Source organism: Xylanibacillus composti (assembly GCF_018403685.1).
Classification (GTDB): Bacteria; Bacillota; Bacilli; order Paenibacillales; family K13; genus Xylanibacillus; species Xylanibacillus composti.
This window is the reverse complement of record NZ_BOVK01000016.1, coordinates 139,201-152,241: the sequence shown is the minus strand read 5'-3', so window position 1 is coordinate 152,241 and position 13,041 is coordinate 139,201. Positions and strand designations below refer to the sequence as shown.

General features: G+C 52.2%; 8 protein-coding genes. 4 read left to right on the top strand and 4 right to left on the bottom strand.

The window, feature by feature from the left end; genetic code table 11:
• Nucleotides 1–394: 394 nt before the first annotated feature.
• The gene (locus XYCOK13_RS07665) at nt 395–1,570 is read right to left on the bottom strand and encodes an acetoin utilization protein AcuC (RefSeq protein ID WP_213411350.1); all 1,176 of its coding nucleotides are present in this window, start codon (nt 1,568–1,570) and stop codon (nt 395–397) included.
• A gap of 9 nt (nt 1,571–1,579) precedes the next feature.
• On the bottom strand, nt 1,580–2,218 hold the full coding sequence (locus tag XYCOK13_RS07660; protein ID WP_213411348.1) for a GNAT family N-acetyltransferase: 639 nt from the start codon (nt 2,216–2,218) through the stop codon (nt 1,580–1,582).
• 143 nt (nt 2,219–2,361) lie between these two features.
• Between XYCOK13_RS07660 and acsA the strand changes: the two genes are divergently transcribed.
• Entirely contained in the window at nt 2,362–4,080 is a 1,719-nt protein-coding gene (gene acsA / locus XYCOK13_RS07655; RefSeq protein WP_213411347.1) for an acetate--CoA ligase, read from the top strand.
• A gap of 97 nt (nt 4,081–4,177) precedes the next feature.
• On the opposite strand, the gene XYCOK13_RS07650 is transcribed toward acsA, so the two are convergent.
• Nucleotides 4,178–7,357 carry a transglycosylase domain-containing protein gene (locus XYCOK13_RS07650; protein ID WP_244865055.1) on the bottom strand — a complete coding sequence of 1,060 codons (3,180 nt, stop codon included), beginning with the start codon at nt 7,355–7,357 and terminating at the stop codon, nt 4,178–4,180.
• A gap of 572 nt (nt 7,358–7,929) precedes the next feature.
• On the opposite strand from XYCOK13_RS07650, the gene tyrS reads away from it, so the two are divergent.
• Entirely contained in the window at nt 7,930–9,183 is a 1,254-nt protein-coding gene (tyrS, locus tag XYCOK13_RS07645) for a tyrosine--tRNA ligase (RefSeq protein WP_213411364.1), read from the top strand.
• A gap of 63 nt (nt 9,184–9,246) precedes the next feature.
• Here tyrS and rpsD read toward each other — a convergent pair whose 3' ends face one another.
• A complete protein-coding gene (rpsD, locus tag XYCOK13_RS07640) occupies nt 9,247–9,846 on the bottom strand; it encodes a 30S ribosomal protein S4 (RefSeq protein WP_213411345.1) in 600 nt (199 codons plus the stop codon).
• Nucleotides 9,847–10,505: 659 nt separating this feature from the next.
• On the opposite strand from rpsD, the gene XYCOK13_RS07635 reads away from it, so the two are divergent.
• Both XYCOK13_RS07635 and XYCOK13_RS07630 read left to right on the top strand, forming a co-directional pair.
• On the top strand, nt 10,506–12,290 hold the full coding sequence (locus XYCOK13_RS07635) for a diguanylate cyclase domain-containing protein (protein WP_213411344.1): 1,785 nt from the start codon (nt 10,506–10,508) through the stop codon (nt 12,288–12,290).
• 77 nt (nt 12,291–12,367) lie between these two features.
• Nucleotides 12,368–13,033 (top strand): hypothetical protein, encoded by a 666-nt coding sequence (locus XYCOK13_RS07630; protein ID WP_213411343.1) that lies wholly within the window; start codon nt 12,368–12,370, stop codon nt 13,031–13,033.
• Nucleotides 13,034–13,041: the final 8 nt, after the last annotated feature.

Here is a 13,041-nt window from a genome sequence, read left to right as displayed (position 1 = left end):
TAGGTGGTGTGAGAGGACGGGTGCTAGCCGCCCCCTCCTACTCGATTGTATGACTATGCTTGCCTCATGTCCATTATCCACTCTCTAACGGAAGCAGGAGACGCTATCAGGCTTGCTTTCGGGGAAATTGAATTCTAACGGAAGCAGAGGAGCTTATTGGCGAGAAGGGGTGCTGAATGTCCCGGGTATCGACATGTTAAGGTCTGTCCGTTCCGTTAGAATGTAAACTGTTCAAAAAAAGGTCCATTAGCGTCTGTCCGTTCCGTTAGAGCGAAGAGGGCAGCAGCATCAGCATGGGCATCAACGATACGCATCAGGGCAGCACAGGCGGGCAGATACATATGTGCGACCTTCGTAGATGATAGCGAAAGGCGGCGCTATTGGTACGCTCTTTTTATGTGTACTGCAGCGCAAGCTCCAACATCTCTTGGTTCTTCGCTGTGATCTCCGCTCTGCGCGGCATCGCTCCCCAGGTTGCCGGATCGTCGAGCCACGTCTCGGGCAGCGGCACCGGGCTGTGCGGCTGCCACTTCCGCGTCCATGATTCGGGCAGACGCAGTCCGGGGTCCTGCTGAATCGCGCCGATCAGCGGGTGCTCCGACATTGCTAGCCATAGGAGGCTCCATGCTCTCGGCACGACTCGCCATATATCATAGCCCCCGCCTCCGAGGGCGATCCATCTTCCGTCACACCACGCTTCTGCAGCGTCGCGAATCAGCTGAGGCATCCGAAGATAGATGTTCATGCTGCAATGAACATGGGACAAGGGATCATAGGCATGGGCGTCACAGCCATGCTGGCTGACAATGACGTCCGGCCGGAAGAAGCGCACGGCCTTGTCGAGCATGGCCTCGAAGCAGGCAAGCCATGACTCATCCTCCGTATAGGGCTCAACCGGCATATTCAAGGCATACCCGAACCCTTCCGCATTTCCTCTCTCGTGGACGTATCCGGTGCCGGGAAACAAATACTTGCCGGTTTCATGGATTGAGCAAGTCATCACGTTCGGATCGGCATAAAAACTGAGCTGGACGCCATCGCCGTGATGAACGTCTGTATCGATATACAGGACGCGGGCGTCATAGAGGCGGCGGATAGAGGCAATAGCGACGGATGCGTCATTGTAGACGCAAAACCCGGCTCCACGGTCCGGCATCGCATGATGCAAGCCTCCGCCAAGGTGGAGCGCGCGGCGGCTTCGGCCGCTCATCACTTCCTCTGCCGCGCGCAGCGAGCCGCCCACTACGAAGGAGGTGATCGCATGCATATGATCAAAGCAGGGAGTGTCATCCGTGTTGATCCCATACTGCGCTGCGCGGCGCATTACGGCAGCGTCGCGATTTGGCACGCTGGCCTCTCGTACAGCCTCGACAAAGCTTGGTTCATGCACCATCAGCAATTCCTCCATGCTGGCCGAACGAGGCTCGGCCATATGCGTGGAATCGAGCGCCTGCACCATAGCCAGCAAATCATTGGTGAGCAGCAGCCGCTGCTGGTTGAAGGGGTGGCTGTCGCCAAATCTGTATTCGAGCAATCGCGGGTGATACATATAAATCGCTGATGTTGACATGCTAACCTCCTAATACATGAAGCGTCTCCGAAATCGTACGCGATCAAATTGTTCGACAGAGGAGAGGGGTACTTCCTTGCCGACACGAACCATTAAACAGTTCGCGGGATGCGAACAAATCTCCGGGTCGTCTGTTGCGTACCAAACCATATCTACTGTCTGCATCAAAGCTTCCATCATCCTGCGGTACTCCCAAACGCTCAATCCGCTTCCTTCCAAATCCCAATGCCAATAATACTCTGTTGTGAAGACGATGACATTCTCCAACTGGCCAGCCGAGAAAGCGAGGCGAAGCAGATGCTTTCCCAGACCGGCGCCGCGATAATCCTTGGCTACCTCAATTGCGCCGAGCTCAATAAGATCCTCCATGGAAGGGGAAGACCAAGTTTCCATCTCATCCGGATAGTGGAAGGTTACATAGCCGACGATGGTGTTTTGGTCGCGTGCCAATATGATTCTCCCTTCTGGAAGAGTAGCAATTTCAACCAAAGCTTCCTTCTGTTCATCAGGCCTGCGGAACGCTTTCAGTCCCGGATGCATGTGAAGCTCTTGCAAGTGTGCTGCCTCAACAGGGCCCTCCACGATTAACGCCTTCCCTTGAAAAGAAATATTCCGACGAGCGTACAGTTTGCGATGAAGGACAGACATAGCAGCACCTCGGTTTCGTTCTATTTCCTCATTCTAGCAGAATGAAGAGCGCTGTGCTATAATATACATGGTCTAAACGTTCACAATTTATACAAGATTGCAAGCGCTTCACGGAAGCGTTTTATCCTACGAGGAGGGGTATCATGCTGCAAGGCGAAGTTCTGAAAGCAACTGCAGACAAAGGAAATTTGGGCGATTACGAGAATGCGAGAGCCGCCTTCGACTGGTCTACTGTCGAGCAAGCATTTTCCTGGCATGAGAGCGGCAAAGTCAATATCGCCTATGAAGCGATTGACCGCCATACCTTAACTGCGCGGAAAGACAAGGTGGCTTTGTATTACAGCGACAGCACCCGTGACGAGTCCTATACATTTGAGGAGATGCGCAGACACAGCAACCGTGCGGCAAATTACTTGCGTCAGCTCGGTATCGCGAAGGGTGACCGTGTATTCATCTTTATGCCGCGCACGCCTGAATTGTATTTCGCCCTGCTTGGGGCGCTGAAGATCGGCGCGATCGTGGGCCCGCTGTTCGAAGCTTTTATGGAGACGGCCGTGAAGGACCGGCTGCAGGACAGCGGGGCCGTGGCCATTGTAACAACGCCCGACCTGCTGCCGCGTGTGGCACGGGCGGAGCTGCCGGAGCTCAAGCACATATTGCTGGTAGGCGAACAAGTGCAGGAGGCAGACGGCATTTATGATATGAAGAAGGGCATGCAAGCGCAGTCTGCAGATTTCGAACCGGTATGGCTGGATCGCGAGGACGGTCTCCTTATACATTATACTTCCGGCTCTACTGGCAAGCCGAAAGGTGTCTATCATGTGCAAAATGCGATGGTTCAGCATTATTATACAGGAAAGATCGTGCTGGATTTGCAGGAGGACGACATCTACTGGTGCACGGCAGATCCCGGATGGGTTACGGGGACGTCTTATGGCATTTTCGCCCCGTGGTTGAATGGCGCAACAAACGTAATCCGGGGAGGGCGCTTTAGCCCGCAGGATTGGTACGCCACGATTGAAACATACAAAGTAACAGTATGGTACAGCGCCCCGACGGCGTTCCGGATGCTGATGGGCGCCGGCGAAGAGGCTGTGAAGGCCCATGATCTATCCAGTCTGCGTCATGTATTGAGCGTCGGCGAGCCTTTGAATCCGGAAGTGATTCGTTGGGGACAGAAAGTCTATGGCAAGCGTATCCATGATACTTGGTGGATGACCGAAACCGGCGCGCAGCTCATATGCAACTATCCTTGTATGGACATCAAGCCAGGATCGATGGGACGCCCGATTCCCGGCGTAGAAGCCTCTATCATCGATGACCAGGGCAATGAGCTGCCGCCATACCGCATGGGCAACCTGGCTATCAAGACTCCATGGCCGTCAATGATGCGCAAGATCTGGAACAATCCGGCCAAGTACGAGGAATACTTCCGTATTCCAGGCTGGTATATTTCCGGCGATTCGGCGTATCGGGACGAAGACGGATACTTCTGGTTCCAGGGGCGCATCGATGATGTCATCAATACTTCTGGTGAACGAGTCGGTCCATTTGAGGTGGAAAGCAAGCTTGTGGAGCACCCGGCCGTAGCGGAGGCAGGCGTTATCGGCAAGCCGGACCCGATGCGCGGGGAAATCATCAAGGCATTTATAGCATTGCGCGACGGTTACTCGCCCTCAGAAGAATTGAAGGAGGACATTGCCAAGTTCGTCAAGGTTGGTCTGTCGGCGCACGCCGCGCCACGGGAAATTGAATTTAAGGACAAATTGCCCAAGACAAGGAGCGGCAAGATTATGAGACGTGTCTTGAAGGCTTGGGAGTTGAACTTGCCGACCGGCGATTTGTCCACGATTGAGGATTAAGCTGCTGATGGAAGGTTATTGTCATTGACGCATGAAGAAGGGCTGGTGCCCGAGCATCTAGTTTGCTCGAACGCCAGCCCTTCTTTTTTGCGCCAGGTTATTCATTGGTTTCTGCGAAATAAGCTGGCGATGATCGCGGAGACTCGCTTCGTCCCGTTACCGCAGTAACGGCGTAGTAGCCAGTTAGCGGCGCATTGGTATAGGTAAAGCGAGTGGTGTTGCTGGATCCGATCTTGCGGTATTCGCCTTGCTCGGTTTCGCTGTAATACACATCATAGCGAATAATCCCTTCGCTGGCAGGGTTCGAACTCCAGCTCAACCGAACCGCGCTGCCATCCTGGACGCTCTCTGCGCCTACATTACGCGGCGCAGTGGGCTCGGATGGCTCCTCCTCAATCTGCTGTCCTCCACCGTCAATCAAATCCCCCGGGAACAAATCACCGAGATCCGTAGAATCGCCGTCAGCAGGCGGGGTCTCAACGGACGGACTTCCTGGTGCAGGAGCGGTTCCCGTTCCGTTCAGCGTTACAATGCTGCTTGGCTGCGATTCTTTGCCGGCAACATCCACGGCAGTTACATAATAAGCATAAGCATATTGGTTGGAGAAGTAATCGATCGCAACAAGATCTTCTCCGTCAAGAACACTTGTCTTGTGCTCATAAGGCGAGCCATTGAATGAACGGTATAGTCTGTAGCCGACAACATCCTGGCTGCCGCTGGCCTGGAAATTGATTTTGGCCGTGCCATCCGCAATTACGGTTACCTGGACGTTGCTAGGCGGTGCAGGCGGATTGCCGTCATCCGTTCTGGGATCTACTGCTTCAGGAGCTGTTCTGGCCAAATCCGGCACATAGTAATCGGCAATCGTCATGGCGCGGCTGCCTTTGCGCGGTTTCAAGTTGTTCGGCAGCTGATTTAGAATATTTTCCAAATTCGTGTACAGCTCGGTTACTGATTTGCTCCGCTTGAACAGCACACCTTCCCGGACCATATCCGATGGCGTTCCCTCTTGCGGATAGTAGTTCAATCCCTTGTAAGTAACGTACTTGTAGGTATCCATCGAATCGTCTACTTCGGTCGGCAGATGCTGCTGGTTGAATAAATCGGAATGGGTCCGACCGGCTTCTGACACCCTGGCGCTCGGCAGCTTGCCTGTGATGCTGGATACGGATTTGCTGACGATTTGCTCAGGCCGTTCGAACTTTTCGGTTGTGAACCAATCCGGATGCAGTTCTATGGCTTGGTCCATGATCCTCGACCATATATTCATTGCCCGTTGAGTTCCGGGGCCTTGCGGTTCATTTAATCGCTGGGTCAATGTATGGTTTTTGTCGTATCCTGCCCATACGCCGACAGTGATATCTGGCGAGAAGCCGACAAACCATGCGTCGCGATCCAACTGAGTCGAACCGGTCTTGCCGGAAACGGGGATTTTCCCGTAGTTCTTGAATTCACGCTTGATTCTCGAGCCTGTGCCATTCTCGATAACCGTTCGCAGCATGTCGATGGTCAAATAAGCCGTTTCCTTGGAGAACACTTGGCGCGGAGCCTCGTTGTGTTCATACACGATTTGACCTTGCGAGTCTTCAATCCTGCGGATCAAGTATGGGTCGGCGAACATCCCGCCGTTCGGAATCGCCGCATAGGCTCCCGTAATTTCTTCTACGGTGACCCCGTGCTCAAGACCGCCGATAACCCCAGTCCTTGCGTAATTGTCCTGTTCGCTTAATGTCGTGATGCCCAATTGCTTGACGAAATCCCAAGCATGTTCTATGCCGACAACGTTGTTAAACAGATCAAGCGCCGGAATATTATAGGACTGATTCAGCGCCGTGCGGGCGGTCATCAGGCCATGGAAGCGGTTGTTCCAGTTGTTCGGGATGTGATATCCCTTGCTGCCGTCTTCCATAATGAGCGGCAAATCGTCTATGACCGAACCCGGTCCCAGGCCTTGTTCGATCGCCGGCAAATACGCCGCCAGCGTCTTCATCGTCGAGCCAGGCTGGCGAATCATCTGGGTGGCATGGTTGAATTCACTGATGTGGAAGCCGCGGCCTTCCATCATGCCCAGAATTTTGCCTGTTTTGTTCTCCAGTATGACAGCGCCGATCTGCTCTACGCCCTTGTCTTCAATGTTGTCCGGAGCAAAGTTTTCGGGATTCGCGGCAATTTGCTGCATGCTTTCATAGATGTCTTTATCAATCGTCGTGTAAATCTTGTAGCCCCGCCCAAGCATATCCTCGATCTGATTGGCAATCAGCTGCTGATTCTCGCTCTTGCGGAAATCTGCCTCTGTCATGTCCGGATGCTTCTGCTTGAGCAGCAAAATGGCGGCACGCTTCTCTACTTCCTGCATCAAATACGGATATGTGCTGTAAGCCTTCTTGCGCGGCTGGGCCAATGAGGCGCGGATATCGAAGGCCAATGCCTCCTCATACTGCTGGCTGGTAATCTTCTTCTCTTCCAGCATGCGCCGGAGAACGACTCGTTGCCGGTTCATGGCATTGTTGAACCCGCGCTCGCTGAATTGACCGTAGCCGTCGAACGCCGAGTATTCGGGCGGATTCTTTGGAAGGCCGGCCAAATAAGCCGCTTGTGCGATGTTCATGTCGCTAAGCCGATTAGGATCGATATCGAAAATGCCTTGAGCCGCTGCCTTGATGCCATACACATTGTACCCGCTCGATCCGTTGCCGAAAGGAACTAAATTTAAGTATGCAAGCAAAATTTGCTGCTTGGAAAAGTGTCGCTCCAGCCGCATGGCCAACAGCATTTCCTTCAGTTTGCGGTCGGTAGACACTTCCAGCGTAAGAAACACGTTGCGGGCAACCTGCTGCGTTATGGTGCTTCCGCCCGTTTGGATGTCCTCATTCAGCAGCCGTTCCTTGACCGCCCGAAGCGTACCTCTCCAGTCCACTCCGATATGTTCGTAGAAGTCATTGTCTTCCGTAGCCAGGAAGGCATCAATGACGATTGACGGAATCTCATCCATTGTAGCCAATCTGCGATCGATTCCCCTAAGCTGGCCGACCATCGAATCGTCCCCGAAATAGACGAAACCGGTCGTCACATTCTCTTCCATCTTCGCCTGCATCTCAGCATGAGGGCGTACAGGATCATCCTTTACCAAGGCGGATAAATAGCCGAAAGTCAACCCGCCCAAGCCAAAGCCGCAGACGATAAGAAAGGCGAGTGTCCATTTCAGCGTCACCCAGAACATCCATAGGCCTTTTTTCATGATGCGCGAAGTTTTTTGTTTGTTGTTTTGCGTTGACATGAAAAGTCGTTCCTCCCCTAATATAAACAGGATACATTATATCACAATTTGACTTTGTTTTCGCCAATATGCTATAAAAGTTGTAGGATATAAAACAAAAAAGCCAAACAACTTGGAAGGACGCCAGTAAGCGCGAAATGCACGCGTCTCAGAGAGCCGGTGGCAGGTGTGAACCGGTACGGGCTTCGCAGCCGAATTACCGTCTGGAGTTGGAGAAGGGGAACATGCTGCTGCAGCAGCCCAGTAGTCTTCTCCCGGGTCAACATCATCCCGTTATCACTGAAATCGAGCGTTAGGTCTATGTATGTGCCAGCGGCGCAAGCTGCGGGCAGCATTCGGCCTTTCAATAGGGTGGTACCGCGAGCAGCCAACTCGTCCCTAGAGACGATGAGGCTGTTTTTTTGCGTTCTGCTCGGATTGGCGCTGCTTTTTTCAACTATATAGACAGATTTTTCTTCGCGAAAGTTGCGGGAGTATCGAGATTTTTCGATTTAAGTGATGAAGCGCTGCCGTCTTAGCAGGTTGACAGAGGCTTTCGGCAAGTGAAGAAAGGAGAAATAGCTGTGGAAACAATCAAGTGGGATACGCTGAGCAAGGAACAGCAGCAAATGGTGGAGCATCAGTTGGAAACGCTGCGGCGAGGAGTCGTTGAGATCGTGCCGGAGGAGGAGTTTCGCGACAAATTGGCACGTTCCGTCGTAACAGGAGAGCCGTTAAGAGTGAAGCTCGGCCTTGACCCTTCAGCTCCGGACATTCATATCGGGCATACGGTTGTCCTGCACAAGCTGCGTCAATTTCAAGAGCTGGGTCATACGGTGCAGCTGATTATTGGGGATTTCACAGGCCGCATTGGCGATCCAACAGGCAAATCGGAGACGAGAAAGCAATTGAGTGAAGCGGATGTCCAACATAATGCCGCTACGTACAAGGAGCAAATATTTAAGATATTGGACAGCGAAAAGACCGAGGTGCACTTCAATTCTTCCTGGTTGTCGCCAATGACCTTCTCCCAGGTGGTTGAGCTGTCTGCCAAATTGACCGTAGCGCGCATGCTGGAAAGAGATGATTTCACCAAGCGCTATCAGTCTGGTCAGCCTATCAGCATTCACGAATTTTTCTACCCGTTGATGCAAGGGTATGATTCAGTTGCGCTGAAAAGTGACATAGAGTTAGGCGGTACGGATCAGAAATTCAATCTGCTGATGGGTCGCACGCTGCAGAGAGAATACGGTACGGATGCGCAGGTGGCCATGATGCTTCCGTTGCTGGAAGGGCTCGACGGCGCGCAGAAGATGAGCAAGAGCTTGGGCAACTATATCGGGATTAACGAACCCCCGCAAGAAATCTATGGCAAATCCATGTCCATTCCCGATGAATTGATGGTGAAGTACTTCGAGCTGGCTACGGATTTGAGCAATTCGGAGTTGGACGCCATTCGCCGGGGGCTGGCGGACGGTTCTGCTCATCCAAGGGATGTGAAGATGCGCTTGGCCCGCACGCTCGTTCGCATGTATCATGGTGATGAAGCGGCGGAACAAGCGGAAGCGCACTTCAAGACTGTGTTTCAACAGGGAGCTTTGCCTGATGAAATCGAAGAAAGGACGCTGTCAGCTTCTGAGTTGGAGGAGGGGAATATTAAGCTGATCCGCTTGCTGGTCGAATTGGGTTTGCAGGCTTCCAATGGCGAGGCGCGCCGCAGCATTCAGCAAGGAGCTGTCCGCATTAACCAGGAGAAGGTATCGGACCCGCAAGCCGATGTCGCGGTGAAGGATGGCGATATTGTACAAGTAGGCAAACGCAAATTTGCCCGAATCGTGCTCCAATAATAGCTAAAAAGAAGCCTGTCCCCTTGATATGGAGGGGACAGGCTTCTTTTGCAGCAGCCATTCTTAACGGCTGTAAAATTCGACGATTTGCTTTTCGTCGATTTCTTGCGCGAGCTCGGCACGTTCAGGCAGACGAATATACTTGCCTTCCATAGCCTGCTCGTTGAATTCCAGATAAGCCGGCAGGTGATTGCGTCCTTCGATCGCTTCCTTGATCACTGTCAGGCTGCGGCTTCTTTCGCGAAGACCGATCATGTCGCCTACGGACACGGCATAGGAAGGAATGTCTACCTTTTTGCCGTTAACCGTAATGTGGCCATGTGCGACAAGCTGACGAGCGCCTGCGCGGGAGTTGGACAGGCCAAGACGGTAAACCAAGTTGTCCAAACGGCTTTCCAGCAGGATCATGAAGTTTTCACCGGCGATCCCTTGCATCTTGAGCGCCTTCGAGAACAAGTTGCGGAATTGCTTCTCGTTCAGGCCGTACATGTGGCGGAGCTTTTGCTTCTCCATCAATTGCTGGCCGTAGCCGCTAATCTTTCTGCGTTGATTGGCGCCATGCTGTCCAGGAGGAAACGGGCGCTTCAGTTCTTTGCCAGTGCCGCTCAAGGAAATACCCAGACGACGGCTCAATTTAAATTTAGGTCCAGTGTAACGTGACATGTATCGATTGACTCCTTTTTGTATGAAATTTAATTTATAGGGAAGAGGTGCTATTGTGAGCGGTTCTGCCGCAGGGGAAGTTCAGCCGCTGCCCGTACAGCTTCCGCGCTCAAGGGTGCAACAATAGATCGACCTCAACATAAACAGGATAAAATACGTTCCGACAACATATTGTAACGGAATCATGCACGGGATGTCAAGGAATAACTCCTCATATCTTAGTTGCTTTTTAATGTCAAGCATTTTTCGTGTTCACGAAAAGATAATGCAGGATGATGGGAAAACATGTACTATAATATAGATTGGCTAGTATCTTATTTATACAAACTATACAAATCACGCTCCGAGATATCTTGCACTGCATATTAAGGATAGCAAATGGCATGACGAAATGCCACAGGCTCATTCGAATTTGCAGTGTCACAGACCAAGCATTTTTTGGCTTTTCTCCATCCAATTATTGAAATCCCATTTTCAGTAATCTGCGGCTTCTCTTTTCAAAAGGTTGACTCTGGGGAGCCCGCGGGCCTGGTACATGCTTTCTATTTTCCTAGCATAGTAGTGTTTATCTTGTCTGCTCTAAAGAATAAAGACATCACGACGCATACACAGAATAGAGCTGATCTGATCCAAATTAGCGAAATCAAAGAGGGATCCTTATGCAAGACTATCTGGGCAGGGGCTTTATGCAATGGCTCGAACAACTGCATATGTACGGGATGGCATTCAATGGAATTGCGATTTTGACGGATGCAGACCACCGACCTGTTGCTTGGGGGCCCAAGGATGCCATCGCGATGTTCTTGCGGCCTGATGCGAGCGAGCGTGAAGAAATAAATCGGCTGCTTGCATCCATTCGAGAAGACCAGGGCAAGAACGAGCATGTTTATGTCACCGATCTGATATTGTCAGATCAGGCCCGTATCGGTCGGCTGTATGTACAGATTGTTCCAAACTCCCCGATCAAGCTTCCGAAGGAGGCTTGGACCGCTATGCTTGCATGTTCAGTGGAGGCGGCACGACGGGAGAAGCTGGAATGGGAAGAAGGGTTTGCGAGGCTGCGCAAACAAGATGTTCTTTTTCGCGCAGTGCAGAAGCTTCACGCAACGATTGATGTCGATGCGGTGCTGCAGGAAGTTTATGACAATATGAAAGAGGTATACCCTGCTTCCGAGATTGACATCTATTTGTCGCAGGATTATCACAGCAACGCCTATTTCATCAAGCCTTTGACATTTGGACCGTTTCTCGACGATGCGAACACCCGGGCATTCATGGAAGGCAAGATTCAACTGGAGGAGCAGGGCAAGCGGGTGAAGTGGCTTTCCGTTCCGCTTGCAGGGAAGCAAGGCATATACGGTGTGCTGCAAATTGTTGCGAAGCAGGAATGGCTGGATGACTCGGATGTTCGCTTCATTGCGCTGCTTGCCGACTCGGCGGGGAGTGCGTTTGAAAACGCCAAGCTGTACGAGCAATCGAACCTGCTGATCAGTGAGCTAAGGCTGATTAACGAGATCACGCGCAGACTGAATCAAAGCTTGAAGCTGAATGAAATATTCAATTTTGCTTCTCATGAGCTGATCGATATTTTCAAGGCGGACTCGGTCTGCATCCTGCAGGTCGATCCTGAGCAGAGAACCATGATTGTCAAAGCCAGCAATGAAACGAAATTGATCAATGAGCATTTCCCGCCTGATTATGGTTTCGCCGGATCCGTTACATCGACGAAAGAACCTCTTATCGTCTCGGATTACCGTCATGATCCCCGCAAACCGTCGCGCTTTATGGATTTAACGGGAGCCCGCTCCTTGATGGCTTCGCCGATTATCGCCAGCTCGGAAGTGATAGGTGTTGTGCTGGTCGCTCATCGGGAGCCGAATTATTTCTCCTACGATAACTTCAAGCTGCTGCAAGTGCTCTCCGGTCATATCGGACTGGCCATGGTCAATGCCTCCTTGCACGCCGAAGTGCGCCGAATGGTCATTACAGATCGCCTTACTGGCTTATATGCCCGACATTATCTAGATGAACAAATCAACTTCATGCAGAAGAAAGATTTCTGCGGGAGCCTCATAGTCGTTGATATCGACCACTTCAAGCAAATAAACGACACATACGGTCATCAGGTCGGGGATAAAATTCTGATACAAGTGAGTCAGATTATTCGATCCTGCATCCGGGATTCGGATATTGCGGCCAGATGGGGCGGAGAAGAAATCGCCATCTACCTGCCGCAAGCCAAGATGCATCAGGCGGCCCAAGTAGCCGATCGCATTCGCTCGCGTGTCTACGAAGAAACAGATCCGAAGGTTTCGATTTCGTGCGGCTTGTCCGAATGGAACTGGGAGGACGAAAAAGTTAGTGTAGAGAGCTTGTTTTACCGGGCGGACATGGCGTTGTACGAGGCCAAGCATGCGGGACGCAACCAAATCAAGCTCGGCTAATTTGCGCCAGGAGGCCTGTATAACTTCGCCTATGCTGGATACGATAACATCGTATTCGCGGAAGGGGGAGTTTTTTTGTGTTCATGTTACGCCAGCGCGGTGCGTTGTGTTCCATTCTTCTCTTGACACTGCTGCTTGCTTCATGCGTCCCGGAGGAAGAACGCTCGGCCGAGGAATGGGCAGCAGCGGCGCTGGACGCGCTGCAAGGTTCAAAGGGATTGCAATACAGCGGGCAGTGGGAAGGCTCGCGAGGAGGCGAACTGGTCTATAAGCATGAGGCATGGGCAGCGGCCGATTCCGAGAGCGTATGGCAGCCCGTCGTACCGCTGGAAGATGTCGCTGATATGATGGAAAGCGCCTCATTCAGCAGCCAAGCCGGCAACGGGGATCATGTCGTCGTCGATATTTCCATGAACAGATCCGAGTACACGGACGCGATGCGCACCAGAATGCTGCGCCAATTCGATGCTCTTGCGGACCAGGCTGCGGCACAGGGTGGGGAACGTCGCCCATTAACGGAGGAAAGGGAGTTGATTGAGGCGCTGTGGCAAGAGGCGGAAGTGGAAGCGGTCTATACGATGTCGATCCGCAGGGACACTGGCCTGCCGGAACAGGTTGAAGTAGAGGCCCGCTTGCATTATACTAGCGATGGAAAGAATATGCAGGAGACGATAAGAAGCCGATATATGCTGCAGCCGGATAGCAAGCAGCTAGTGCCCGAGGCTGCGGCCGATGGAAGCTGACAGCAACG

Bases quoted from the DNA above. Each gene is read 5' to 3' on its own strand.
- XYCOK13_RS07665 (WP_213411350.1), bottom strand. From the start codon at position 1,570: ATGTCAACATCAGCGATTTATATGTATCACCCGCGATTGCTCGAATAC.
- XYCOK13_RS07660 (WP_213411348.1), bottom strand. From the start codon at position 2,218: ATGTCTGTCCTTCATCGCAAACTGTACGCTCGTCGGAATATTTCTTTT.
- acsA (WP_213411347.1), top strand. From the start codon at position 2,362: ATGCTGCAAGGCGAAGTTCTGAAAGCAACTGCAGACAAAGGAAATTTG.
- XYCOK13_RS07650 (WP_244865055.1), bottom strand. From the start codon at position 7,357: ATGTCAACGCAAAACAACAAACAAAAAACTTCGCGCATCATGAAAAAA.
- rpsD (WP_213411345.1), bottom strand. From the start codon at position 9,846: ATGTCACGTTACACTGGACCTAAATTTAAATTGAGCCGTCGTCTGGGT.
- XYCOK13_RS07635 (WP_213411344.1), top strand. From the start codon at position 10,506: ATGCAAGACTATCTGGGCAGGGGCTTTATGCAATGGCTCGAACAACTG.